This is a genomic window from Brevibacillus sp. HB1.3 (assembly GCF_013186635.1).
Lineage (GTDB): Bacteria > Bacillota > Bacilli > Brevibacillales > Brevibacillaceae > Brevibacillus > Brevibacillus brevis_D.
This window is the reverse complement of sequence record NZ_JABMIT010000005.1, coordinates 321,740-347,002: the sequence shown is the minus strand read 5'-3', so window position 1 is coordinate 347,002 and position 25,263 is coordinate 321,740. Positions and strand designations below refer to the sequence as shown.

The 25,263-nt window shown below is 46.9% G+C and carries 29 protein-coding genes; 17 read left to right on the top strand and 12 right to left on the bottom strand.

The window, feature by feature from the left end; translation table 11 throughout:
• Positions 1-6 precede the first annotated feature (6 nt).
• Positions 7-171, top strand: coding sequence for a hypothetical protein (locus HPY31_RS14585; RefSeq protein WP_172141297.1), 165 nt, complete (start codon positions 7-9; stop codon positions 169-171).
• Positions 172-455: 284 nt separating this feature from the next.
• On the opposite strand, the gene HPY31_RS14580 is transcribed toward HPY31_RS14585, so the two are convergent.
• A complete protein-coding gene (locus tag HPY31_RS14580) occupies positions 456-917 on the bottom strand; it encodes a DIP1984 family protein (RefSeq protein WP_172141296.1) in 462 nt (153 codons plus the stop codon).
• A gap of 198 nt (positions 918-1,115) precedes the next feature.
• Here HPY31_RS14580 and HPY31_RS14575 point away from each other — a divergent pair, with 198 nt between their 5' ends.
• The 4 genes from HPY31_RS14575 (at position 1,116) to HPY31_RS29195 (ending at position 3,262) form a co-directional block, all read left to right on the top strand.
• Positions 1,116-1,610 (top strand): hypothetical protein, encoded by a 495-nt coding sequence (locus HPY31_RS14575; RefSeq protein WP_087343585.1) that lies wholly within the window; start codon positions 1,116-1,118, stop codon positions 1,608-1,610.
• 29 nt (positions 1,611-1,639) lie between these two features.
• Entirely contained in the window at positions 1,640-2,185 is a 546-nt protein-coding gene (locus HPY31_RS14570; RefSeq protein ID WP_137032719.1) for a hypothetical protein, read from the top strand.
• Between the two features lie 213 nt (positions 2,186-2,398).
• A complete protein-coding gene (locus HPY31_RS14565; RefSeq protein WP_172141295.1) occupies positions 2,399-2,953 on the top strand; it encodes a delta-aminolevulinic acid dehydratase in 555 nt (184 codons plus the stop codon).
• Positions 2,954-3,130: 177 nt separating this feature from the next.
• On the top strand, positions 3,131-3,262 hold the full coding sequence (locus tag HPY31_RS29195; protein WP_081437273.1) for a YjcZ family sporulation protein: 132 nt from the start codon (positions 3,131-3,133) through the stop codon (positions 3,260-3,262).
• A 384-nt stretch (positions 3,263-3,646) separates the two neighbouring features.
• Here the strand turns inward: HPY31_RS29195 and HPY31_RS14555 are convergent, their stop codons facing one another.
• Positions 3,647-4,360, bottom strand: a complete 714-nt coding sequence (locus HPY31_RS14555) for a L,D-transpeptidase family protein (protein ID WP_172141294.1) — start codon at positions 4,358-4,360, stop codon at positions 3,647-3,649.
• A 121-nt stretch (positions 4,361-4,481) separates the two neighbouring features.
• Entirely contained in the window at positions 4,482-5,900 is a 1,419-nt protein-coding gene (gene glnA / locus HPY31_RS14550) for a type I glutamate--ammonia ligase (RefSeq protein ID WP_142497002.1), read from the bottom strand.
• Positions 5,901-6,125: 225 nt separating this feature from the next.
• On the opposite strand from glnA, the gene panE reads away from it, so the two are divergent.
• The 3 genes from panE (at position 6,126) to HPY31_RS14535 (ending at position 9,339) form a co-directional block, all read left to right on the top strand.
• Positions 6,126-7,055, top strand: coding sequence for a 2-dehydropantoate 2-reductase (gene panE, locus HPY31_RS14545; protein WP_087343570.1), 930 nt, complete (start codon positions 6,126-6,128; stop codon positions 7,053-7,055).
• Positions 7,056-7,115: 60 nt separating this feature from the next.
• The gene (locus tag HPY31_RS14540) at positions 7,116-8,051 is read left to right on the top strand and encodes a 4-hydroxy-3-methylbut-2-enyl diphosphate reductase (protein WP_016742913.1); all 936 of its coding nucleotides are present in this window, start codon (positions 7,116-7,118) and stop codon (positions 8,049-8,051) included.
• Positions 8,052-8,118: 67 nt separating this feature from the next.
• Positions 8,119-9,339, top strand: coding sequence for an MFS transporter (locus HPY31_RS14535; protein ID WP_172141293.1), 1,221 nt, complete (start codon positions 8,119-8,121; stop codon positions 9,337-9,339).
• On the opposite strand, the gene HPY31_RS14530 is transcribed toward HPY31_RS14535, so the two are convergent.
• Positions 9,329-9,718 (bottom strand): cupredoxin domain-containing protein, encoded by a 390-nt coding sequence (locus HPY31_RS14530; protein ID WP_016742915.1) that lies wholly within the window; start codon positions 9,716-9,718, stop codon positions 9,329-9,331. The genes HPY31_RS14535 and HPY31_RS14530 overlap by 11 nt on opposite strands.
• Before the next feature lie 247 nt (positions 9,719-9,965).
• Here HPY31_RS14530 and HPY31_RS14525 point away from each other — a divergent pair, with 247 nt between their 5' ends.
• From HPY31_RS14525 to HPY31_RS14490, 8 genes are all read left to right on the top strand, one after another.
• Positions 9,966-11,588: a hypothetical protein gene (locus HPY31_RS14525; protein WP_172141292.1), complete on the top strand. Its 1,623-nt coding sequence runs from the start codon at positions 9,966-9,968 to the stop codon at positions 11,586-11,588.
• Positions 11,589-11,604: 16 nt separating this feature from the next.
• Positions 11,605-11,784, top strand: a complete 180-nt coding sequence (locus HPY31_RS14520; RefSeq protein WP_253901803.1) for a hypothetical protein — start codon at positions 11,605-11,607, stop codon at positions 11,782-11,784.
• A gap of 147 nt (positions 11,785-11,931) precedes the next feature.
• Positions 11,932-13,560, top strand: a complete 1,629-nt coding sequence (locus HPY31_RS14515; protein ID WP_172141291.1) for a YcdB/YcdC domain-containing protein — start codon at positions 11,932-11,934, stop codon at positions 13,558-13,560.
• Positions 13,561-13,587: 27 nt separating this feature from the next.
• Positions 13,588-14,130 (top strand): RNA polymerase sigma factor, encoded by a 543-nt coding sequence (locus tag HPY31_RS14510; protein WP_015893149.1) that lies wholly within the window; start codon positions 13,588-13,590, stop codon positions 14,128-14,130.
• Positions 14,111-15,568 carry a YcdB/YcdC domain-containing protein gene (locus HPY31_RS14505; protein WP_172141290.1) on the top strand — a complete coding sequence of 486 codons (1,458 nt, stop codon included), beginning with the start codon at positions 14,111-14,113 and terminating at the stop codon, positions 15,566-15,568. The genes HPY31_RS14510 and HPY31_RS14505 overlap by 20 nt, the downstream gene beginning before the upstream one ends.
• 139 nt (positions 15,569-15,707) lie before the next feature.
• Positions 15,708-16,055 carry a PadR family transcriptional regulator gene (locus HPY31_RS14500; protein WP_172141289.1) on the top strand — a complete coding sequence of 116 codons (348 nt, stop codon included), beginning with the start codon at positions 15,708-15,710 and terminating at the stop codon, positions 16,053-16,055.
• A complete protein-coding gene (locus HPY31_RS14495; protein WP_172141288.1) occupies positions 16,055-16,744 on the top strand; it encodes a permease prefix domain 1-containing protein in 690 nt (229 codons plus the stop codon). The genes HPY31_RS14500 and HPY31_RS14495 overlap by 1 nt, the downstream gene beginning before the upstream one ends.
• Entirely contained in the window at positions 16,725-17,282 is a 558-nt protein-coding gene (locus HPY31_RS14490) for a DUF4825 domain-containing protein (RefSeq protein ID WP_172141287.1), read from the top strand. The genes HPY31_RS14495 and HPY31_RS14490 overlap by 20 nt, the downstream gene beginning before the upstream one ends.
• A gap of 184 nt (positions 17,283-17,466) precedes the next feature.
• Here the strand turns inward: HPY31_RS14490 and HPY31_RS14485 are convergent, their stop codons facing one another.
• The 3 genes from HPY31_RS14485 to HPY31_RS14475 all read right to left on the bottom strand — a co-directional run bounded on the left by HPY31_RS14485 (position 17,467) and on the right by HPY31_RS14475 (position 19,807).
• Positions 17,467-18,474 carry an inorganic phosphate transporter gene (locus HPY31_RS14485; RefSeq protein ID WP_172141286.1) on the bottom strand — a complete coding sequence of 336 codons (1,008 nt, stop codon included), beginning with the start codon at positions 18,472-18,474 and terminating at the stop codon, positions 17,467-17,469.
• A gap of 18 nt (positions 18,475-18,492) precedes the next feature.
• Positions 18,493-19,110, bottom strand: coding sequence for a DUF47 domain-containing protein (locus tag HPY31_RS14480; RefSeq protein WP_016742924.1), 618 nt, complete (start codon positions 19,108-19,110; stop codon positions 18,493-18,495).
• 82 nt (positions 19,111-19,192) lie between these two features.
• A complete protein-coding gene (locus HPY31_RS14475) occupies positions 19,193-19,807 on the bottom strand; it encodes a LysE/ArgO family amino acid transporter (protein ID WP_142497012.1) in 615 nt (204 codons plus the stop codon).
• A 147-nt stretch (positions 19,808-19,954) separates the two neighbouring features.
• Here HPY31_RS14475 and HPY31_RS14470 point away from each other — a divergent pair, with 147 nt between their 5' ends.
• Complete coding sequence (locus HPY31_RS14470; RefSeq protein ID WP_172141402.1) at positions 19,955-21,403, top strand: aminotransferase-like domain-containing protein; 1,449 nt, start codon at positions 19,955-19,957, stop codon at positions 21,401-21,403.
• 42 nt (positions 21,404-21,445) lie between these two features.
• On the opposite strand, the gene HPY31_RS14465 is transcribed toward HPY31_RS14470, so the two are convergent.
• The 5 genes from HPY31_RS14465 to HPY31_RS14445 form a co-directional block, all read right to left on the bottom strand.
• A complete protein-coding gene (locus tag HPY31_RS14465) occupies positions 21,446-21,778 on the bottom strand; it encodes a spore coat protein (RefSeq protein ID WP_172141285.1) in 333 nt (110 codons plus the stop codon).
• Positions 21,779-21,791: 13 nt separating this feature from the next.
• A complete protein-coding gene (locus HPY31_RS14460; protein WP_016742928.1) occupies positions 21,792-22,112 on the bottom strand; it encodes a ferritin-like domain-containing protein in 321 nt (106 codons plus the stop codon).
• A 103-nt stretch (positions 22,113-22,215) separates the two neighbouring features.
• Positions 22,216-23,022, bottom strand: a complete 807-nt coding sequence (locus HPY31_RS14455) for a hypothetical protein (RefSeq protein ID WP_172141284.1) — start codon at positions 23,020-23,022, stop codon at positions 22,216-22,218.
• 78 nt (positions 23,023-23,100) lie between these two features.
• On the bottom strand, positions 23,101-23,943 hold the full coding sequence (proC, locus tag HPY31_RS14450; RefSeq protein ID WP_172141283.1) for a pyrroline-5-carboxylate reductase: 843 nt from the start codon (positions 23,941-23,943) through the stop codon (positions 23,101-23,103).
• Positions 23,944-23,964: 21 nt separating this feature from the next.
• Positions 23,965-25,233, bottom strand: a complete 1,269-nt coding sequence (locus HPY31_RS14445; RefSeq protein WP_172141282.1) for a glutamate-5-semialdehyde dehydrogenase — start codon at positions 25,231-25,233, stop codon at positions 23,965-23,967.
• Positions 25,234-25,263: the final 30 nt, after the last annotated feature.

Sequence of the window (25,263 nt, the reverse complement as noted above, 5' to 3'; positions counted from 1 at the left end):
CGCAGTATGGAACATGACTCTGTCTCAAGTTCATCTGTCCCGAATCATCAGGAAAAAGGAATCCCTCGCCAAGTGAAGGATGAACTGATGTATCAAGTGTTGGAGAAAGACATGACCACCGCTGAACAGGAAAAGAGAATAAAGGATGATTACCTAAAAGGAAAGGCGTAAATTTGCGCCAAGAAGCCCTTCTCGCCACATAGAGGCGCGGAGGGCTTTTTTACATGGAATGATCCCCGTACCCACCCTCGTCTGTCAGACAAAATCAACACACGGTAGTTACAATACCAAGTACGCATTACTCATGTCACATTACTGGGCGTTTTATGTGAGAGAGGGATTTGAACCCTCAAGGTTGCCCCTCGACCCGACCAATGAGTTTTCAACATTAACCCTGTTGAATGGGGACGTGTTCGCCTTTTGCCGACAGACTACCGACTTCCATGTCTCTTGCGTCAGGTTTCTTGCAGCTCCGTTAACCAGTTGAATTGTTGAATGCTTGCATCCAGTTCCCGGTACTGCTTGGACAGCTCGTCGACTTGCTTTTGCAACTGGGCAATATTAACAGTCGAGCAAATCTTGACCTCCGAACGGCTGTAGCGATCATGCTTGACTGTAGCTGCCTGGATTAGGTCGGCTAGCTCATTGCGTTTTGAACCGAGAACATCACGTTTGGTTAACGCATCGGAGAGCGTCATTGTTTCGTTAAAGCGGCAAGACGCATTGGTTCGATTGATTTGCTGAACAATACGCTCGAGCTGGTCAAACAACTGATACAGCTCAGATAAGAGATCGTCAGGATTTTCTGGAGGCTGTTCACCTTCCTGGACCTTTGCGCTGCGGTGCAAGCGGTCCCCCAACTGTTCGATTCGCTTTTGACAATCGGCACGAATGATTAACGCTTCCGCGAGTTTCACAACCGTAACCCCCTAAACCAATCTGATAGTTTATACGCTTGTTTGTTTGGTTAGTTGTGGTGAAAAAAATAAAATATGGTAAAAAATGATTTTCGCTGGAAAGGTAAGAAGATTTGTACGAATCTTGTAGGGATATGTCCATTCATCACGAATAACGTAAAGAAGGCACTTACTTACAATGGGAGAAGTGATGAGGTTGTGATTTCAACTTTGAATAAGACGCTATGCGTTCAGCAACTCGTAGAAAAATTAAGAGACAAGCAGCTTCTTCATGTACCAATCGCTGATCTTCGAGAATCCAATAAAGTGTTATATGAATACGTCAATCAGCTCAATGACTCGATTGCAATCATTCCGACTACGATTAATTCGGTCATTACAGGCGTCATCCGCTTCCAGGAAGGGTACTTTATTACCTTGGGCATGCTCATCTGGAAAGACGCCAACAAAAAAGGGGCGTTCAAAGAAGGAACGTTTCTTTTTTACAAGCATGACGCTCATGATTCGATTGAGGAGTGCGTCCATATTACCAATTCCATCGAAAATCACAATCTGATGGAGAGCCTGTTCTTTGCGTGCTGCGAGAGCAAGGATGGCGATTCTGTGCTTTCCTATTCGCATATCGAGCATGCAATTACATACGGAGAGCTGTATCGTGACATCAAGTCCAAAATCAAAAAAGGGTTTGCGTAATCGCTGCAAAACAGGAGGTGGAATAAACTTTGACATGGCTTCTTTGCTTGCTGCTTGTGACTAGTTCTTCTGGTACTTGGGGAGAGCCTTTGGCGGTCATTCAGAATGAGCTGATCGAGCGCGAGGCACATACATTCGTGGAGCGATTCATGGTGGAAGATCTCGAAAAGCATCCCGATGTCCAAGTGTATATCGTAGCAAAAGGGTACGAGCATGTTTTGAAAAAGGATGGCCAGACAGACGCAGCATTAGTTTCACAGTATGGACTGCAGGATCCCGAGAGAAAAATCGAAGGCATAGATAAGGAAACAATCGAGAGACTTGAAAAGAAATACAACTTGAAGCCACCAGAGCCCGAAATTATCTCATACGATCAGCATATTCTAGTAGAGCGTTTGGAAAAAGACAACAGAATTCGCAATGTGATGATCATCACGGTCATTAGCACACACAATCGGGTAAGAATAGACTTTTTGGATGTTAGAACAGGTAAGTTCCAGTCCGAGAAGAGCAATGGACCGATGTCCTATGATTTTGGTGGTCCAGGGTGGCCGGAAGAGCCAATCAAGAAGTAGGTTTTTGGTAGATGGAAAACCTTTACATTATAGGTTCTGAGTGATATACTGCTTTAAATTTTAAAATTTTCCAATTGAAGAGGAGTTTACCTATATTATGATGACCAAGAAGTAACGTCTTGCCATTCACCAGTTGGCCCGACCCCCTCCACGTAAATGGTTTTGTTTACCCATAAATAAAAACCACTTACAACCAAATGGAGGAATATCACAATGAGTAAACCTGAAATGAATGTTGCCCTAGTAGTCGGTCCGGATACGGACCAGGATAGCCAAGCAATCCGAAATACACTTGAGTATTTTGGAGCTCGAGTCTTTACGTACTGGATTGGTCGACCAAGCGATTTGATCGATGTATTGAATGGCAGCGACCTCTACCCAAATACCGACATGATTATTCTGAATTTTCATGGCGATGAGGGAAGCCTCATCATGCCAGAGCTGGGCGAGGACGTTTACGAGGAAGGAGAACCAAAGGGTGATTTTGGTCCTGACGAGGTTAGACGTTTTGCCAAGCTGGATGGAAAAATCGTGTTAGGTAACGGATGCTCGCTTGGTGATCCCGAATTAGCGAAGGCCTTTCTGGACAGTGGTTGCCATACGTATATAGGGCCAGATGATTACCCGGACGGAAGTTCTGCGCTGATGTTCGCCCTGCGCTTTTTCTACGAGGTAATTCAAAACAAGAAAAGCGTGGAAGAAGCTTTTCGAATCGCAAAAGCAACTGATGAAGAAACCGAGATGTACCAGCTTTATGTAAAAGAGTAATGACAACGCAAAGGGAGCCTTGTACGAGGCTCTTTTTGTGTCGAGAATTGTCAGGGTGTTATTCTTTCCGGGCCGGAATTCTGCAAGTAAAATCGCAAATCGGACTGCAATAGAACGAAAAAGGGCGTAGGCAAATGCTTGCGTCCTTTTGCTATTAGGTGAGTGTACAGGCAAATCATGAGAAAAGCGCATAGAGTAGTGTGTCTAAGGAAAGGGGGAGACAGAATGGGTTTCTTTGATGGCTTCGATGACTTTGCTCTGATCCTGGTCCTTTTCATTTTGTTGGTAATTGTCGGTTGTGATTGTTAGGGTAACAAAGTAATGCAAAGGGACATACAATCCCTTTGCATTATTCATTTACGAATGGAGGTGAGGATGAAAATTGGCTAGAAAAATCAATGGTTTTACCCCAGAGTTCTCTGACTGGCTCAAGTCAAATAAGGTTTCGGTCAGAAAGCTGCAAAAAAATCCTGAATCCCTTGGTCAGTATTATCAAGAGTGGGCAAAAACAAGCCGTAGGACGAGAAAAGAGTCTCGACCGCCAAGGGTTTCTTCCAATCTAAACCTTGATATGGGTACCATTTTAAATGGTGTACGCATAGCAAACGAGGTATTCAGAACGTTCCAAGGAGCAAATGGGCTTGGAAGTATGTTTAGAAGGTTCATGTAGTGGATCATGAAGTTTGTTTAGATCTATTCCAGCAATCCCAGCTCTTGGTAAACCTTGCTGGACACGACACCGTTTGGTATTAATTTTCGATCCCGTTGAAATTTCTTTAGAGCAGCAGTTGTCGAGGATCGAAACTTGCCATCGCATACTCCGTGATAATAACCAGCGCTCTTCAATCGAGATTGAATGAGCTGTACATCTCCACCAACGTCGCCCTCGGCTAGATCTCTAGGATCGTGGCTCGGGTCCCCTAATACATGACCATAAATCGTTACTTTTGTTCCGAGTGGAATCATCTTGAACAGTTCGATGACGTCGTTGTTTCGCATGCGGATACAACCATGGCTCAAATGCTGTCCGATGGAATATGGCTTGTTTGTGCCGTGGATGCCATAAATTCCCCAAGGGACGTTTAAGCCTAACCATCGTGGACCGAATGAGGGTCCCCAATCTTTTCCTTTGTATATGACTTTGTATTCTCCAACTGGTGTAGGTGTAGAAGGATTACCAACGGCAACGGGATACGTTTTTACTGTTTTCCCATGCTTTTTGACAATTAACTTGTGTTTCCTGGGATAAACCTCAATCGTAAAAATCCCTTGGTCGCTAATGATTGGTAACGAATGCTCGGCGTAAACAATTTTTTGACCGATTTCAATTTCTATAGGAAAGCTAACGGTTAAGAAAAGAATGGCAGCAAAACAAATGAGCAAGAGGGTTATCGTTCGATTCACCATTGTCTATGTTCATCCGATCATCTGTTTTTTTCACAGTACAACTTTAATTTGTGAATGGAAACAGCATTTTATTCGGGACAAAGTGAAAGCCCTCCTCATCAGAGAAGGGCTGTTTCTTTGTTTATAGGTCGTAATACAGCTCATACTCTTTTGGATTCACTGTCCGCTCGACTTGTTCAATCTCACCCCGTTTTTGTGCAATCCAGCCTTCTATTACTTCTTTTGTGAAAACATTCCCTTCGAGCAAGAAATCATGGTCTTGTTCAAGTGCGACCAGTGCTTCTGCGAGAGAGGCGGGAGCGCTCTTGATCTCGTGCTTTTCCGCATCGGACAAGTCGTAGATGTTTTTATCCATTGGCCCAAAGCCCAGTTCACGCGGGTTGAGCTTGCGTTTGATGCCATCGAGGCCAGCCATCAGCATGGCGGCAAAAGCCAAGTACGGGTTAGCGGTAGAGTCCGGTGTACGGAACTCAATGCGGGACGCTTTTGGCGTAACGGCAGCAATCGGAATTCGAACGGCAGCGGAGCGATTTCCTTTGGAGAAGACCAGATTCACTGGTGCTTCGTAGCCGGGAACCAGTCGCTTGAACGAGTTGGTGCTCGGGTTAGTCAGGGCAATCAACGCAGGGGCGTGGTGCAAAATACCACCAATGTAGTGCAGCGCAGTCTCACTCAGGTTTGCGTAGCCGCCTTGCTCATAAAACAATGGGGTATCACCGTTAAACAAGCTTTGGTGAACGTGCATGCCAGATCCGTTGTCTCCAACGATTGGTTTTGGCATGAAAGTAGCCGTTTTGCCGTGTTTGGCAGCTACATTGCGCACGATGTATTTGAACAGCAATAAATTGTCTGCTGTACGAGTTAATGTATCAAAGCGGAAATTGATCTCACCTTGACCGGCTGTTGCCACCTCATGGTGATGACGCTCAACATGCAGGCCGCATTTCGTCATCAGCGTGCACATTTCATTGCGGATATCCATTTGGGAGTCGGTTGGTTGAACAGGGAAGTATCCGCCCTTGTTGCGTACCTTGTAGCCGAGGTTTTGTCCTTCTTTACCCGTGTTCCAGAAAGCTTCTTCTGAATCGATGTGGAAGAAGGAACCGGACGGACCAGAGGCATAGCGTACGTTGTCAAAGAGGAAGAATTCGGATTCAGGGCCAAAGTAAGCAGCGGTAGCGAGGCCGGATTGTTGTAGATAGGCTTCCGCCTTGAGGGCAATGCCGCGAGGATCGCGTGTGTAGACGGTGTTGTCTGGGTTGACGATGTTGCAGATGATATTCATGGTTTTGGCTTCTACGAAAGGATCGATGAAGGCGGTTGCCGGATCGGGCATGGCTACCATGTCGCTTTCTTCAATGGACTTGTAGCCGATTAGACTGGAGCCGTCAAATGCGACGCCATTGCGGAATGTTCCTTCATCTACTGCGTAGGCAGGAACGGTGACATGGTGTTGGCGGCCGAGCAGGTCAACGATGCGAAAATCTACATATTCCACTTTTTCCGCGTCAATTGTGGACAGGACTGTTTTCATATCCAACAAGATTCACTCCATTCACGAATTAAAATTATGAATTAACTATCAATGTTCGGTTTTTACTCGGTTTCTATATTCTGAATTATATCGACAGTTATCATTGTTCGTCAAGAGGTTTTCTTACGTTTGTTGTGAGGTTTTCTAACATTATATTGTGGGGTTTAGAAAATGGTTACTTTCTAATAAAATGTAGACAAACCAAGACTTATAAACGCGGAGGCGGTATAGATGAAGGTTCTCGTACTGGGAGCAGGGGGCATTGGCGGTTATTTTGGTGGCAGGCTGGTTGAATCGGGAGTAGATGTAACGTTTCTTGTGCGCGAGCGTAGGTACAAACAGTTACAGGAGCGAGGCTTGCGCATTCAGAGTATCCATGGAGATTTACTTTTGGAGCAGCCACAACTGATTCAAGCAGGGGAGGAAGCAGGACCATTTGATGTTGTGCTGTTATCCAACAAAGCTTACACGCTGGAAGAAAGCGTGGATGCCATCGCTCCGTACGTAGGCGAGGACACAGTCGTCATTCCGCTGCTGAACGGAATTGCGCATATGGAAGTGTTGTGGGATCGCTTTGGGCGGGAGCGCGTGCTCGGGGGTCTTTGTTTCATTGAAACGACGCTGAATGCTGATGGCGATGTTGTGCAGACAAGTCCTATTCATGATGCGGTTTTCGGTGAGTGGGAAGGCGGCAAAAGTGAGCGTGTAGAGCGAATGGAGCAAGCTTTTTCCAAGATCAACGGAACGATGCGTGCTAGTACAAATATTCAACGGGAAGCCTGGCACAAATACTTGTTTATTGCGACGTTTTCCGGTATTACCACACTGATGAACTCCGCTGTTGGACCGATTCGGGAATCGGCTTGGGGTGTAGAGCTGACACGTCAGCTTGCAGACGAAATCGCTTCTGTCATGAACGCTTTGGAGGCACCAATCAAGCCGGATATCGTTGACAAACAAATGGAGACTTTCCAAAATCAGCGTCCTCAAACGAAATCATCCATGCTGCGCGATATGGAAAAAGGTCTTCCGGTGGAGGCGGATCATCTTCAAGGCTACCTCTTGGAGCGAGCAGAACAAAAAGGCGTGTCCACACCGCTTTTAAAAGTTGTCTACAATAATCTGAAGGTTTACGAACAGAAGCGTGCAGGAGACAAATAAGGTATAATATTGGGTGAAATGTCTTTCGCTTACGCATTATAAAAAGTAGGAGGGGTAAAGATGGAAGTCATCAAGATTTCCCCCCGTGGATATTGCTACGGTGTGGTAGATGCCATGGTATTGGCACTGCGAACAGCGCAAAACTTTGACTTGCCCCGCCCGATTCATATTTTGGGCATGATCGTACACAATGCTCACGTCGTCGAGGCGTTTGAAAAACAAGGGATAAAAACATTGGATGGAGAGGATCGGCTGGCTCTCTTGGATCAGGTTCAGGAGGGAACGGTAATCTTCACTGCCCATGGCGTGTCTCCTGAGGTGCGCAAGAAAGCGCGCGATAAAGGCTTGACCGTTGTCGACGCGACTTGCCCAGATGTAACGAAGACACATGATTTGATCCGTGAAAAAGTAGCGGAAGGCTATCATGTGCTCTACATTGGGAAAAAAGGACATCCTGAGCCAGAGGGCGCAATGGGGATCGCGCCGGATCACGTGCATTTGGTTCAAAAGCTGGAAGAGCTGGACGCACTCGATCTGCCAACAGACAAGCTGATCGTTACGAACCAGACGACCATGAGTCAATGGGACGTCAAACATCTGATGGACGCCATTCTTAAGCGTTTTCCTGGCGTGGAAGTGCATAATGAAATTTGTCTCGCTACGCAGGTTCGTCAGGAAGCTGTAGCGGAGCAAGTAGGAGAGGCAGATTTGTGCATCGTCGTAGGCGATCCGCGCAGCAACAACTCCAATCGTTTGGCACAGGTCTCAGAAGAAATCGCGGATGTTCCGTCGTATCGTATCGCTGATTTGTCTGAGCTGGACATTGAATGGCTGCGTGGAAAGAAAAATGTGGCAGTTACTTCTGGCGCTTCGACGCCGACTCCATTGACGAAGGAAGTCATCACCTTCCTGGAGCAGTTCGATGAGTTCAACCCGGCTACATGGGAGAAAAAACGGACTGTCAACATGGCGAAAATATTGCCAACGGTAAAATAAATCATGTAGGCATACTCTGTGTTATGTTTTCTTACACGGTTAATGAACCTTAAAATAGGAGAGTTATATGCCAGAATCACTTTCCGGTTTCGGGCTGGGGGGCGCAAAAGGCAGATACGTAAGTCTTTGCGCCCTTTATCTTTTTATTTACTACGGGTTTGGCGCTTTTGCTCCGCTTATTACGCAATACTACGAATCCATCCATCTAACTGGGACCCAAATTGGTCTTATCAGTGCAGTCGCGCCGATCGTTTCCATCGTGGCACAGCCGATGTGGGGGATGATCTGTGATCGCTATCAAATTCGCAAAACTGTGCTGATTCTGACATTGATCATCACCGGGTTGGTGGGACTCCTCTTTACGGGTGTCTCCACCTTTGTCTACGTCTTTTTGCTCTACATATTGTTGTCGTTTTTTCAAAGTGCCGTTGTTCCCATCTCTGATAGCTTGGCTCTTGGCTATGCCAAGGGACATGGCATTCAGTTCGGCGACATTCGCTTGTGGGGAGCAATCGGCTTTGCACTAGCGGCATTCATCACGGGTCTTCTCGTTGAGCAGTGGGGGCCACATGTTCTTTTTTACTCGTTTTGCTTGGCGTTTCTGATTGCTATTCTGTTTCTTCGGAAGGTTCCGGAAGAAGTGACAGAGGCTTCGCGGTTTCGCGTCAGTATGCTTGCGGGGATAAGGGATTTGGCACGAATTCCGCGATTTGCGTTGTTTTTGATTTCATCGTTCTGCATGATGGGCTCTGTGAACGCCAATAATATTTGGTTTTCCCTGTTTTATCAGGATATCGGAGGGACCATTGCCGGGATCGGTCTGGCCTTCTTGTTGTTTGCAGGCAGTGAGGCTCCTTTTATGAAGCTGGCGGGTTATATGGTCCGCAGGTGGGGACTGGAGTTGACGTTACTTCTATCAGCGATTTTTTGCGCGATGCGCTGGTTTTGGTATAGCTCCGCTCCAAGTACGACTGCCGTGATTACGATGTTCTTTGTGCAGGGAATTTCAGTAGGCTTTTATTTGGCAACGGCAGCCCAATTTGTGCGCGAAAATACGCCCGCATCCCTTCAGGTGACGGCGCTGGCCATCTTCTTTTCAGTGGGAGGCGGGCTTGGTTCGATGTTTTGCAATTTGGTAGCAGGGTGGATCAAAGATTCGTTTTCGGTGCTCGCCATTTATTTGTTTTTTGGAATCATCACCGCGATCGGGATCATTCCTCTGCTCATGATAAAATTCGGACGGTGGAAGCAAATCTCACCAGACGAAGAAGTGCAAGCTAGTCAATGACGAGCATGCCTTGGAAGCCTGTTTCCGGATAGCCAGGTGCGTCTGATACGAAATGATACCGACCACGTTTGGCGGCTGAAAACTGTAAGAGAGTCGATTGAGTCGGCTTCAATTCTGTGGATGTAAGGTTCAGATCACGAATGGATAGATTGTGAGGGCGAGTATCGGTGTTGACGATCATCAACGAGACTCGCTCTCCTTCGTGTGCAGTCAATTGATTGGGCAAAAAGCCAGCGCTAGAAATCGTAACGGTATGTGTCCGTGTGGCGATCGCGTACGAAGCGGGCAGGCGATGGTGATGATGTGTCCAAAGTAGCGTTAATGTCACAGCCAGAGCGATGATTGGATAACGAAGCTGCCGATACCAGTGACGAGACATTTTGTTTTCAACTCCTTTGAGGACAATAGCATGGGAAGTTACTATTATCCTGTCCTCGGAGTGATGGGGATAAACACTTTTTCCCTATTCGATTGAAGAAGGGGTGGAAAAACGTATCTTTCCCTGTCATGCAAAATAAAAAGACTGTTGATAATTGATTCAACAGCCTTTTTTTATTTTGTATTTTTTGTAACCTTTTGCTATTTCTTGCGATTAATTAACATTGAAAAAATACGGGAGGATGTAAATGATGAAAAAGCTGAATAAAGTGATTTTTTCTCTAACAACTGCAACTCTACTTGCTACTACGCCAATCTATCTGACGAATAATGGTCAAGTGCTGGCGGAGGAGAGCAAGGCAAAGGAGCTCGCACCTGAATGGAAAGTGAAGGTAGAGCTTGCAATCCAAAAGGTAAAGGAAAGGCTTCCATATTTAGCCGATTTTTCTTACAGTACGCTTGAGATTTTAGAAAATGATGATGGAACGAATCGTATAATCATCATCTTGCAAACGTCCAAGGAGAAGAAGAAACCGTCTTTTGAATTCAGCTTGGATAAACAAGGGAATCCCAAGGGGTTTAGCTACGACGAGGAATTTCCCGAAGAAGGAAGGCCGAAGATTGAGCATGACAAGGTAGTCAGTAAAACAACAGATTTTATGAAGCAATGGTATGGTCCAGATATGGGCGGCTTTGCCTATAACCCTAATTATTCAAGGGACAACGAGGCCCATTTTACAAAACTGGTAAACGGACTTCCCTATCTGAATATCAATGTTCGTCTAACCGTAAACAGCAAAGGAGAAATTATTTCGAAAGGATCAGGTTTACATAAATATAATCTTGGAGACGATGCACCCGCCTTGGAAAATATGAACTTTGCTGACCCTAAGGAAGCCATATCCAAGAATCAGGCTGAAAAAGCCTTCGCCAAACACCTGAAGCTCTTTTATTTGAAACAGCCAGTAGAGAGATGGGACGAGAAAACGAAGAAAAACTTGTATGGCCCTCCTACCTTACGCTACAAATCGGAATTCTCGGAATTTATCGATGCCAAAACAGGCGAGGAAGTTCCTGCTTATGACGGTTCGGGGAGTGCATATAATCCCATTGTCAAAGTGAATCCTGTCGGTAAGGAAGTAACCGTAAAGACGACAGAGGAAGCAGCAGCTATGTTCGCTGCTTTTGGGATCGAGAGCAAAGCTGAAAAAATAAATGAAGGCATTTCTGAAGATACGAAAGGTAAGAAATATACACATGAAATCAATAAAGACTTTGATGCTGAAATTGAAACGGAGGAAGAAACAGGACGATTCATGAGCTACCGTGTGGTTGACAAGAGAAAGAAAGAAATAAAATTCCCTAAAGAAGATCCAAATAGAAAGAAATGGATAACGCCAGAAGAATCGATGAAACTAGCTATTGCTGCGCTGGAAAAGTACGGACCCAAGCATTTAAAAGAAGTAATGCCGATTGGGACAGCAGAGTTTCAACAGAGAGGCGCTGCGCTGGGCTTCAAGTTTGTAAATGTGCACGAAGGGATTCCCGTTCTGGATGATAAGATTTTTATCAGAATAGACCGTATCACGGGAGAGGTGGTAGGTCTGCATATGGAGGATGTATCTTGGGAACCACTCATTCTGCCTGACCCCAAAAAGGCTGTATCACATGAGCAGGCGCTAAAGGAATACTTGAAAGTGCGTCCACTGGAGCTGCAATATTTCACATCAAATGTCGATATTGAGTCGGATAACCGAAACTATCAACCCATTCTGGTGTACAGAACAGCCATATCTCTCGACCACCGAGAAATTGATGCCCTAACCGGTAAATTTACTACTACAGGTGAAATTCATTACAGTCCGTACTAAGACAGGAGGCTAACCCGTGCAGGAGGATATCGAGCAGCGGATTAGCGCGATCTATCATACTCACTATCAAGACGTTTACTACTTTCTGCTCCTTCTGCTCCATTTTACCGGCAACCAGAATGATGCCGAGGATTTGACGCGATTGACCAGCATCGCAAGCAGAAGGTCAAGTCCCTTTTCTCAGAAAACTGGCTGATGAAGCTGGCGACCAAGGAAGGGAGTCCGGAAAATGTCCTGACCAAGTGGGAAAACGTTCAACAGCCTTTTTTTATTTTGTATTTTTTGTAACCTTTTGCTATTTCTTACGATTAATTCATGTTGAAAAAAATACGGGAGGATGTAAATGATGAAAAAGCTGAATAAAGTGATTTTTTCGGTAACAACTGCTACTCTACTTGCTACTACGCCAATCTATCTGACAAATAATGGTCAAGTGCTGGCGGAGGAGAGCAAGGCAAAGGAGCTTACACCTGAATGGAAAGTGAAGGTAGAGCTTGCAATCCAAAAGGTAAAGGAAAGGCTGCCATATTTAACCGATTTTTCTTACAGTACGCTTGAGATTTTAGAAAAAAAGGATGGAACGAATCGTATAACCGTCATCTTGCAAACGTCCAAGGAGAAGAAGAAGCCGTCTTTTGAATTCAGTTTGGATAAACAAGGGAATCCCGATACTTTTCACTACGAGGAGGAATTTCCCGAAGAAGGCAGACCGGAGATTGAGCATGACAAGGTAGTCAGCAAAGCAACAGATTTTATGAAGCAATGGTACGGTGCAGATATGGGTGGCTTTGCCTATAACCCTAACTATTCAAGGGACAACGAGGCCTATTTTACAAAACTGGTAAACGGACTTCCGTATCTGAATATCAATGTTCGTCTAACCGTAAACAGCAAGGGGGAAGTCATATCGAAAGGGTCAGGCTTATATAATCTCGGGGGCGATGATGCACCAGCCCTCGAAGATTTGAAGTTTGCTGATCCTAAGGAAGCCATATCCAAGGATCAGGCTGAAAAAGCCTTCGCCAAACACCTGAAGCTCTTTTATTTGAAACAGCCAGTAGAGGGATGGAACGAGAAAACGAAGGAATACTTGTATGGCTCTCCTACCTTACGCTACAAATCGGAATTCTCGGAATTTATCGATGCCAAAACAGGCATGGAAGTTCCTGATGATGAGGGTTCGGGGAGTGTTTATGAAGGTTCGGGGAGTGCCTATAACCCCATTGTCAGAGTGAATCCTGTCGGTAAGGAAGTAACCGTAAAGACGACAGAGGAAGCAGCAGCTATGTTCGCTGCTTTCGGGATCGAGAGCAAAGCTGAAAAAATAAAAGAAGGCATTTCTGAAGATACGAAAGGTAAGGAATATATACTTGAAATCAATAAAGACTTTGAGGCTATCATTATAACGGAGGAAGAAACAGGACGATTCATGAGCTACGGTATGGTTGACAAGAAAAAGAAAGAAAGAGAATACCCTGAAGAAGATCCAAATGGAAAAAAATGGCTAACGCCAGAAGAATCGATGAAACTAGCTATTGCTGCGCTGGAAAAGTACGGACCCAAGCATGTAAAAGAAGTGATGCCGATTGGAACAGCAGAGTTTCGACAGAGAGGCGCTGAGCAGGGCTTCAGGTTTGTAAATGTGCACGAAGGGATTCCCGTTCTGGATGATGAGATTTCTATCAGAATAGACCGTATCACGGGAGAGGTGATAAGTCTGCGTATGACGGATGTATCTTGGGAACCTCTCATTCTGCCTGACCCCAAAAAGGCTGTATCACATGAGCAGGCGGTAAAGGAATACTTGAAAGTGCGTCCACTGGAGCTGCAATATCTCACACCGGATACCGATATTTTGTCGGATAACCCAAGTTATCAACCCATTTTGGTGTACAGAACAGCCATATCTCAAGACCACCGAGAAATTGATGCCCTAACCGGCAAATTTACTACTACAGGTGAATTTCATTAAGTCCGAACTAAGACAGGAGGCTAACCCGTGCAGGAGGATATCGAGCAGCGGATCAGCGCGATCTATCATGCTCACTATCAGGACGTTTACTACTTTCTGCTCCATTTTACGGGCAACCAGAATGATGCCGAGGATTTGACGCAGGAGGTTTTTACGAGAGTGTTAAAAGGGCTCGCCGGATTTGATGGCAGAGTCACTCTGAAAACATGGCTCTTCTCCATTGCCAAGCATGCGGCGATCGACCAGCATCGCAAGCAGAAGGTCAAGTCCTTTTTCTCAGAAAACTGGCTGATGAAGCTGGCGACCAAGGAGGGGAGTCCGGAAAACGTCCTGACCAAGCGGGAAAACGTTCGTGAGCTGAAGCAAGCGATCCAAAAGCTAGCGCCTCATTATCGTCTGGTTCTGATTTTGCGTTGCATCGAGGAATACAGCGTCAAGGAGACGGCAGAAATCCTGGGTGTATCGGAATCCAAGGTGAAAGTAAACACCCATCGGGCATTAAAGCTGGTCAAAGAAATGATGGATGATACGGAGGAAGGGGGCTTTCTAAATGAGTGGGCTAGAGGATGAGAAGCTGACGGTCCAGCTGCGAGGGTTAAGAAGGCAGGACCCACCCCCACGTCAGGAATTTGTCACCTATTTGGATCAGACGCTGGTTAAACAGGCAAGGCAGATGAAGCAGAGGAAAAAAGTGGGCCGTATCTTGTCGATGACAGGAGGTGCAGCTGCAACTATCGTACTGGCTCTCATGGTAGCTGTGCCTGACGGAAAAGAAGCACCAAATGGGATCAGCAGTGTACGTACGGAGCAGCGTGCAGAGAATGCGCCTTCACTGGCAAAAGAGAAGGACATACCGGAGCAAAGGAATATTCCTCCTGTTGCCGAGCAGCGGAAAATAAGCCAAGTGAAAGAACAGCCCAAACAGAAAGAACAGAGTGTCATTACGCAATCACAATCGCTCCCAAAAAGCCAAGCACTGCCAAAAACGGCAGCCACAACAAGCAATACGCCAACGCTGTCTGTCGAGCAATATATGAAACAGAAATTAGGCGATAAAAGTAAGCAATATCAACTCGCTTCAAACCATCTGGAAAAAGATACGGCTGTTTTTCTACGCGTCATTAACGGTATACCGTTCGTCGACAGTGTCGTGAAGGTCCACTTGGAGTCAGATGGAACACCAGCGGGTATGGTCATGGAAGAGAATCTCGATGCAGAAGCAGATCTCTCGCTATTTCCCAATCCAGAAAAAGCAATTTCCAAAGAGGAAGCAGTACAAAGGCTGACAGCCAGTTTGAAGCAAGAAGAAGTAGCGGCTTTTGCAGGCTATATCAACGCATTGAACGGGGATGTCCTCGATCATCGCTTTCAGAGCGTGGCAGCAACTGGTAGCTATAGCCTCATCCCGATTCAGGCACAAGGTAAGCTGCTCATGGCCAACTCAGATGAGGAGATAGCCACTTTGATCCAGAAAGAGTTCGGTGTACGTATCGAAGAGGATAACCGTCCATTATCAAGAGAAGAACACGAATCGTACAAGGAATATACGTGGAAAATGACAGATGCTACTTATCTCACTGCGAGTTTTGCCAAGAAATCTGGTCAACTGCTGGCGTATCGGATGAAAACAAATACGGAGTCACATACTTCCCCGAAGCTGTCCCATGCAGAAGCAGCCCAAATTGGTGTCAAAAAACTGGCGTACTATTTGCCAATACAAATCACACAGCTTGCAATGGAGGGCGCGGCGGTGGAAGATTCAGCAATCAGGCTAGACTTCATTGCCATTACACAAGGAGCAAGAGTGGAGAGTCACAAGTATAAGGTTTGGGTGGATAGCACCAGCAGACAGGTAGTAGGCCTGGAAGGGAATTTTTCAGAAATAGGGAAAGCATCTACAGAACCTAACAAGGGGAATAGTCCTTCATTGGAACTGCTTTATGTTTGGCCGGAATTAAACGGAAAACGGACGCCATCACCCTATCTGGTGTACCAGGTGAAACAATAAAACGACCGGGCTGCCTATTTGTTCAAGACTATCTCAACTTTTTGAGTGGTCTTGTTTTTTTGTGAGTAGAACAATTTGACACATATTACTTCGTTATACATAGTAATATGTGTTATGCTATATCTGAGAGGTGAACGAGATGAGTGACAGCAGTATTAGCAGTGAAATTATCCGCGGTCATATCGATACGATTATTCTTCGTGTCCTGTGTGACGGCGATAACTATGGGTACGAAATCATCAAAGCCATTTTCAAAAACAGCGACGGTCGCTACGAACTGAAAGAGCCCTCTTTGTATACCAGTCTGAAAAGATTAGAGTCACACAAGCTGATCGCTTCGTACTGGGGAAATGAGAGCCAGGGGGGGAGACGCAAATATTATCAGGTGACAGAAGCGGGGAGAGAGGCGTACGAAAGAGCCTTGGTATCTTGGAAGGTCGCCAAAGAATTGATTGACCAGCTCATCGAAAGGCGGGATGAAATGTGATGGAGAGTTTACAGCACCATGTCGATCAGTTGTTTCAAAATTACAGGGGAAGTAAACAAATCGAAGAGCTCAAGTGGGAAGTATTGAGCAATTTGGAGGCAAAGGTCGCCGACTTGGTCGCAGAAGGGCTATCGTTGGATGAAGCTGTGAAAAAAGCAAAGGCCAATCTCCCTTCAATTGATTCGATTGTCGGAGAACGCCGTAAGATATACATACTTCCACTCCTGCAAGAGTTGTTGCAGCTCGGATTGCTGTACGGACTCATTGCCTGGATTGTGACTATGCCCTTGCGAATTTGGGGAATGGGTATCTTTTTGAACTATGGTCTGCTTGCGATTTGCATTCTCATCAGTATCGTCTATTTGGTCTTGTTAGGGATCAACCGACCTGCTTCTTCCCATCAATTGACCCGCATGAATGTGCGATCTGCCTTTTTGTTGCGAAAAACGGGCTGGATGCTTTGGGCGCTTTATATTGTCGGGACACTTGTGTTTACGACAGCGCTCTATTTTGGTAGCAATCTATGGTTTTCAACGCCAGTGAATCTTACTGGACCCTATCAATTCGCTAACATTGCTGTAGGGTATGCGCTGCCTTTTCTCTCGATCCTGATTCCGCTGTGGCTCCACGCCTTTCCGCGACTAATTTTAAAATATGATGCAGGGGAAGGTGACGGCATTGCGAAATAAAATCATACTTGCTTTGGTTCTCATCGGGGTTGTCCTATTCATGGCTATTCAGATCATCATAATACCGAAGAACGAAGCGCAATCGGAGCAGTATCAATTGGCTCAGCAAAGCCCGCTGACTCACGATTTGGAATCCATTTTGCCATACAAAAACAAGTACATGGGCGCTACATCGAATCTGGTTATGTTCAATCATTTGCCGTTAAGTGATCGCAAGCGTACCTTTCAGCTCCGTCCGGAGAAGTTTACGATTGAGATTCATTACGAGGATAAGACGACCGACATCGAGGCGAAATTATTCAAGCAAGCGATGCTGTACAACACCGTGTCAGCCTTTGCTCTGGTCGACAATTTGCAGACAATCGAATATCGCTTTTCAGACACCACGATTGTTGCCACAAGAGTTGCTATGCAAGGTCTCTTCGGTGAAAATTTGGCATCGCTATTGACGAAAGAAAAGTGGCGGAAAAGTGTGCAGGACAAGTTACGGGATGATCAATTTGTTGAAGAGGGTATGAAACAGCTTATAAAAGAGTAAGACAAAAGCAATGCAAAGCAGCTAACGTTTCACCACGCTGTCTGTAACGGAAGTTTTAAGGCCATCCTTTCCGGAATGGCCTTTCATTTTGATGTAAACCTTAGTATATCGGGCTAGTCTTACTTGGTTTTTTCATTCGGATAACAGAAAAAAGGGGCGAGCCTGTTACTCGTCCCTTTTGCTTCTAGATAAATACATGTAACAACAAATAAATGGCTGCTGCGAGCAAGGCAGAGATCGGCAGCGTAATAAACCAGGTGATCACGATTCGTTTGGCAACCCCCCAATTAACGCTTTTTAGCCGTTTGGCTGCTCCGACCCCCATGATCCCGGAAGAGATGACATGGGTAGAGCTCACAGGCAAGCCTAACTGCGTAAAGGTAAAAATGATCGAAGACGAGGTGAGATCGGCAGTGGCTCCATTAATCGGTTCAATCTTGGTGATTTTGCCCCCGACCGTCTTGATGATTTTCCAGCCTCCGATAGAGGTTCCCAAGCCCATCGCGAGGGCACAAATGAACTGCACCCAGAAAGGAATCGTGCTGGTATCTGTATGCAGGTCAGCGGCAACGAGAGCGAACACGATAATGCCCATCGCTTTTTGTGCGTCATTCGTTCCATGTGTAAAGGATTGCAGGGCCGCCGTGAAAATCTGAAAGAAGCGAAATCCCCGGTTGACCTTGGAAGGAGGAACCATGATCCGACTGAAAATGAAATAAACCAAATTCATCATGAGGTAAGCGGCAACGAGCGCAATAACCGGTGACACAATAAGTGCCTCGAATATTTTTGAAAAACCAGTCCAGTTGATTTGCGTACTCCCGGCGGAAGCGAGGACTGCCCCTACGAGTGAGCCGATGAGAGCGTGAGACGAACTGCTGGGGATACCGTACCACCACGTAACCAAATTCCAAAGAATCGCAGCCAAGAGAGCAGCCATGACCACAAGCACACCGAATTCCAGCTTGGTAGGATCGGCGATATCTCCACCGATCGTTTTGGCGACCCCGGTAAATGTCAGGGCACCGATAAAGTTCATGATAGCCGCTAGGCCAATGGCAATCTTAGGCGGGAGAGCCTTGGTGGATACGGTGGTTGCGATGGCATTGGCAGTGTCGTGAAACCCGTTGATGAAATCAAAGAAAACAGCCAAAATGATAACGGCAATCACAAGGGGAAGGCTCGTATACATGAAAGTAGGTCTCCTTGTTTAAGAATTGCCCATGATCACGGATTCCATCGCATCCGCGACATCCTCGCAATGATCCATGACATCTTCGAGCACTTCGTAAACCTCTTTGAGCTGCATAATGTGAATGGGATCGCTTGAGGTTTTGAACAATTGCCGAATGCTGCTACGCACCAATTCATCCCCTTCGCTTTCCAAATCGTTAATGCGGATGATGTACTCCTTCATGGCGGACAACTTTTGCTTTTGAAGCAGTTCGATGGCGAGAAGAATTTGCTTGGTAGCTTCTTCGATGAGTTGACCGAATCGCACCATCGTTTGATCTGGTTCCATGATATCGTACATATAGAGTCGTGAAGCGCAAAACTCCAATCCGTCCAGCACATCATCCAGCTTGACGGCAAGGTCCAGAACGTCCTCACGCTCGATTGCGGTAATAAATGTCTTGTTGATTTGCACGATGATTTCATGGATGAGCTTGTCGCCCTTTGTTTCGTACTCCTTCATCTCTGTAGCAAAGGTTTTGACTGTCTCTAATGAAGTGATTTTGTATTCATTAAAATAGATCGCCGTCTGATGCACATTTTTCGCAATCTCATACAAGTCATCCAAGAGTGCATCCGATTTGGTAAAAAGCATTAAACAAACCTCCACTTCGAAAACCCGAATAGGAGTATTTTGAGTGGAGGGGATGGGGATTATTCACTTTTTCATGAACTCTTTACGAGATGAGTAATTGGGCTGCCATATAGAAGGCCACTCCCCACATAATCACAGCCGAAACCATATTCAGGCCACGCTGCAATTTTCCGGACCGGTCCAATCGTCCTGCTGTACGACCAGCTACAGAAAGGCCGAAAAACCAGAAGCAGGATACAAGGATGCAAGCAACAGTAAAGCCCCACTTTTCTGTTCCCGAATAGCTGAGTGAGCTGGTGCCGATCACCCCGATCGTGTCGAGAATCGCATGCGGGTTCAGCAAAGAGACAGAGGCAGCAAACATGATTTGCTTTTTGGCCGAAAAGCGCTCTTTCTCTCCAGCCTCAGTATCTGGACGGCTACGCCACGTTAAATATCCCATGTACACTAAAAAGAAGAAGCCGACGACATATAGCACCGTTTTCAGCCATGTGACTGTCAACACAACCAAAGAGACTCCCAATACCGCCAATAAAATGAGCAGAGTATCGCAGAGTGCCGCAGTCAGTACGACGGGCATGGCGCGAAGTAATGTAGGTTGTAGAGCCCCCTGATTAAAAACGAAAACATTTTGTGCGCCGAGCGGTAAAATAAGTCCAAAAGCAAGCACAAAACCGTGCAAAATCGCTTCCAGCATGATCGTTTCCTCCCCATTTCTCTCTCGATGCAAAGGCCATTTGCATTACTGTCATTATTCACGGTTGTGAATCCGTTGTCTCCAGCCAATTGGTTTACAGCCAAACCAACCAATTTGTACAATGATCAGACGAGGAGGAATGTGCCTGTGCTAACGATAGACTGGAAGCCTGACAAATCATCTGACATACCGATCTACGCGCAGATCGTAGCTTATATGAAGGGGAAAATCGCAGGGGGAGAGTGGCCGATCAATAGTAAATTGCCAACACAAAGAGCGTTGGCGCAAGCCTTTGAGGTAAACCGCAGTACGGTGGTGACGGCGTTGGAAGAGCTAAAAGCGGATGGTTTCATTGAAGCAACCGTAGGCAGTGGCTCCGTCGTTAGTAACAATACATGGTCCTTATTGACGACCGCGCCACCACCCAATTGGCTGGGCTACGTGCAAGCAGGAGCGCATCTCCCCAATTCGCCAACGATTCAGGATATCAATCGTTATGAGCCAGACCCGAGGTACATTCGTTTAGGGACGGGTGAGCTGTCGCCGAGCTTGATTCCTGTTGCGGAGATGGAAGCGGTCATGGCTAGCTTGCAGGGCAAAATGACTCATCTCGGATATTCGGAGCCAAAAGGGCTGTTGCCTTTGCGCCAGGCGATCAGCGATCATTTACGGAGCAGGGGGATCGAGGCTTCACCAGCGTCTATTTTGGTCGTATCGGGGGCCCTTCAAGCCTTGCAGTTGATATCGATTGGCATCCTTCACCGTGGATCTGCCATCTTGCTCGAGCAGCCTTCGTATTTATTCTCTTTGCCTTTGTTTCCATCATCGGGAATGCGTCTGGTTGGTGTACCGATGGATGCGGAAGGAATCTCTCCCCAGGTGTTAACGAGACAAAAACAGGCGCATAACGCAGCACTCCTTTATACGATTTCGGCTTACCACAATCCGACTGGGATTAGTATGTCAGAGAACCGAAGGGAGCAAGTGCTGGCTGCATGCGAGCGGGAGAGGCTGCCTGTATTGGAAGACGATGTTTATGGAGAATTGTGGTTAGACGAACCGGGGCCATTGCCGTTAAAGGCGAGGGATCAGAGCGGATTGGTCTTATATTTGGGCAGCTTGTCCAAAACGCTCAGTCCAGGGCTGCGGATCGGCTGGATTGTAGGTCCTGAGCCTGTCATAGAACGCCTCGCGGATGTGAAAATGCAGACGGACTACGGAGCGAGTGCGATTTCCCAATGGGTGGCGACAGAATGGCTCACAAGCGATAGATATTCCCGGCATCTGGATCAGCTTCGAGCAGCTCTGCGATACAGGAGGGACAGGATGTGCGAATGCCTTACTCGCTGGTTTGGCGATTTGGCAGATTGGCGTATTCCTCATGGCGGTTTTTATATTTGGCTTCGTCTGCATCAGGCAGTCTCTATGCGCAAGCTTTTTACGGAAGCACTGGCAAAAGGGGTCCTGTTAAATCCGGGTTTTGTTTATGATCAGACGGATAGTCATCATCTTCGCTTGTCCTACGTATATGCAGAAGAAGCCGACATGGAAAAGGCGTTATATGTAATAGCGCAGCTCCTACGTGGTAGGGGGTAACGAAAAGAAGACACCTGCTAGGGTCAGGTGTCTACTGCTCTATCAATGATAAGGGAACTGTGTGGAGTACCCGCTAAACTGCTGATAAGCTTGCTGGAGTTTTTGTTGCTCGGCAGTCTCCAGCTTGTACCATCCCTTTTGGAACATGAGATTGAAAGCATCGCGGGCTGATTGATGGGTTTCATTCAAAATTTGCAGCATGTCATCATAAAGCTGCTGGTGGCTTGCTTCACGAACAGCGATGTTAAAGTTATCTGTCAAGTATTTGCAGGTAGCTAAACAATCGTTGAGATAATCACGATCATTCATTTGCGGCCCTTTTACTTGTGGCAGCTGACCGGATTGCGGATTGGCGATCTGGTTTTGGTTTGGCATCCCGATTCCTCCCTTACTGCATTTGATGTTGCTGTTGTGATTGCTGTTGCTGGGACTGCATCTGAGGAATGGTCGCCATCACTGCGGTGTTGTTGTTTTGCAGGTGACTCAGCAGCTTTTGGTAGTGTCGCTGGTGCATCTGTCCTTGCTGTTCTAGACATTGCTTGACTTGGGGATCAGTAGCTTGCTGTGCAAAAGCATGCAGCTTTTTGAAAGCGATCAGTTCCCATGACAAAGCATCCTTGAGATAGCTCAAGTCCTTTGTAGAAATGACCTTAGGCGGTTCGGGAATCGGAGCTTGAGCAAAGGGCTTGGAAGACAGGATGGATGGCATAAGGTTGCTCCTTTCAGATGGAATCATGTATAGGATGAGCAACAAGTCAGGATGTAACCCCTGAGGATTGCAGCCAAAAAAAATCCGGTCGCAAAGGACCGGATTAGGTTAGCTCCAGAGATGAAACGACGATGTCGATGCTGGCCGGAGCGATATTGAGACAATAGTGAGCTTCTTTGTACAACGTAGATTGAAGGGCATGGATAAGTGCTGGAATATTTGTCATGTAAGGCAATTGAAGAGCAATCGAAACCTGGAACCGAGGCAAATCCTCAAAGCTGGAGACGATCTTGACAACATGATGGACCTCGTCAAACTGGTCGCAGGTCGCTTGCACGATTTTTCGCAACACCTGGGGATGAATCATGATGCGTCCACCTGAAAACGGAGGATGAACCACGGTTGATTCCCCAATGACTTCTTTTTTCGAGCTGAAAATCTGTTGGGCTGAAGAAATGAGACGCTGGAGGAAATCTTTTTCTACCTCCACACGCGGAATCGGTATCGTGTGCTTGCCCATTGTTTCCCGCACGTAGCGGGCAGCCTCGATTTCCTGCGGAGGCTTGATGGATTCAATCGGGATGAATTCCACCTGAAAAGGCAAATGTAACGCTTCGATAATACGACCGATCATCCGTTGCGAAGTTCCTAACACGAGTAGTCGGCTTGGTTGAATCTCGCCAAGACTTCGCCGTACTTCTTCAGCGTGCTCCTTATAATGAAAAATAGCTCGTTTTACCGCCTGAATTTTTGTCTTCTCATATTTGGCAGAGGTTCCGGCCACCTTGCGTCCCTGGTAAATCAGGATGCCATCATCAATAATGGCGTCGATGTTCATTCGGTGAGCAAGTTCTAACGCACTGGTGCTTTTTCCTGTTCCACTGGTGCCGTACAAGGCGTAAATTTCCATGGGACCTCCTTCGTCATTTTTCTCGACTATGCTTGATCTTTTTTATTATACATGACAAGAAGGAGGGACAAAACGACTTTACTGGTATTGTGCCCCCATCTCCCGCGATCTTTCGGCAGCACGCAGGATGGCTGCCGTGACAGCCTCCTGAAACTGATAGGCTTCCAATACTTCCAGCCCTGCCTGGGTCGTTCCCCCCGGACTCGTTACTTTTTGGCGGAGAATCGAAGGCTCTTCGCGTGTATCGAGCAGCATATGTGCCGCGCCAATCACGGTTTGCAGCGTTAATTGGCGCGCCATTTCCCGATCCAGTCCCGCTGTGGCACCTGCCCCCATCATGGCCTCTACCAAATAGTAAATATAAGCAGGGCCGCTTCCAGACAATCCAGTAATGATGTCCAGCTCTTCCTCGGCAACTTCATATACGGTGCCAATTGCTTCGAAAAGTTTGGTAGCCAGCGCGCGGTGCTCTTCCTGGACAAAAGGATTCGCGCACAGTCCGGTAGCAGACAAACCAACCGCAGACGATGTATTGGGCATCGTGCGGATGATCGGGCACTCTGCACCGAGCCACTCGCCGATCAAGCTGGTGGAGACGCCAGCGATTACCGAGATAATCAATTGGTCAGAACGAACGACCCCGCGCAAATCCAGCAAAGCCTCAGCGGCATCCTTCGGCTTGATAGCCAAAATCAAAATATCGGAAGAACGGACTATGTCAAATTTGTCCTGGGTAGCGGTTACTCCGTAGTCATTTGCCAACTGCTCCAAACGCTCCATATTGTTGCGGTTCGTGACGGAAATACGCTCAGAAGGGAGTAACCCTTTCTTTACGATACCGGAAAGCATAGCCTCCACGATCGAGCCTGCACCGAGAAAACCGATCTGCCCTTCTGTAATCGCTGTTGCTTGGTTGCTCATGATGATTCCCTCCCTTTTGGACTATCGGATTTGACCGTTTCCGCGTACGACATACTTGTAAGAAGTGAGCGCTGGCAAGCCCATTGGCCCACGAGCATGTAATTTTTGCGTGCTGATGCCGATTTCAGCACCGAAGCCGAATTCTCCACCATCGGTAAAGCGGGTAGAGGCGTTGTGATAAACCGCTGTGGCATCGATCGCAGTCAAAAACTGACGGGCTGCGATTTCATCTTCCGTTACGATTGCCTCGGAATGGCCGGAAGTATGCGCTGTAATATGTTCAATGGCCTCGCTCTGGCTATCGACCGTGCGAACCGCCAGAATCAGGGCAGAGTATTCTGTATCCCAGTCTTCTAAGGTTGCTTGGTGCAGTTGAGCGGCGAGGTCAGTATGCAGCTCTATCGTACGCTCACAAGCGCGGAGCTCAACGCCCATCGCCAAGAGCTTTTGAAGCAAGGCACGTTGATTTTCCTGTGGCCAACTGCGGTGCACGAGTAGTGTTTCGGCAGCATTGCATACGGCAGGACGACTTGTTTTGGCATTGATCACGATGCTTTCAGCCATGTCATAGTGAGCCGCTTCATCTACATAAATGTGGCAATTGCCAACGCCAGTTTCGAGTACAGGAACGCTTGCGATTTGCAGAACGCGCTGGATCAGTCCTGCGCCACCCCGTGGGATGATGACATCGACGAGACCATTGGCGGTGCACAAGTAATCGACAGAAGCATGTTCGGCAAAAGGCAAGTACTGCACCGCTTCCGCGTCAAGTCCGGTCGCAGTGAGCGCTTGACGAATGCTAGTCACCAACGCGAGATTGCTATGAACAGCGCTGTGGCTGCCGCGCAAGACGATCGCATTGCCCGTTTTGATGGCGATTGCTGCTGCGTCAACGGTGACGTTCGGTCTGGCTTCATACACCATTCCAATGACGCCGAGAGGGACGCGGATTTGTTCGATGAAAAGTCCGTTTGGCCGTGTCCACGAGTCGATCCGTTCCCCTACAGGATCATCGAGGGATACCAGCTGTGCAAGGCTATCCACGAGTTGTGTTATTCGCTCCGGCGTCAACAAGAGACGATCTAGATAGGAGGCAGGCTGACCGTCTGCTCTCGCGATGGCGATGTCTTTGGCGTTTTCGGAGAGAATAACAGCCTCATCTTCCAGCAGCTGGTTGCCGATTGCGACGAGCACCTCGTCTTTTTGTTTGCGTGAGAGTATAGCCATTTTTCGTGAAGCCTGTTTGGCCAGGCTCAATTGTGTATGCACTTTTTCTTTCAAGCTTTCCATGGTTTCTCCAACTCCTTTTTCTATTTACAT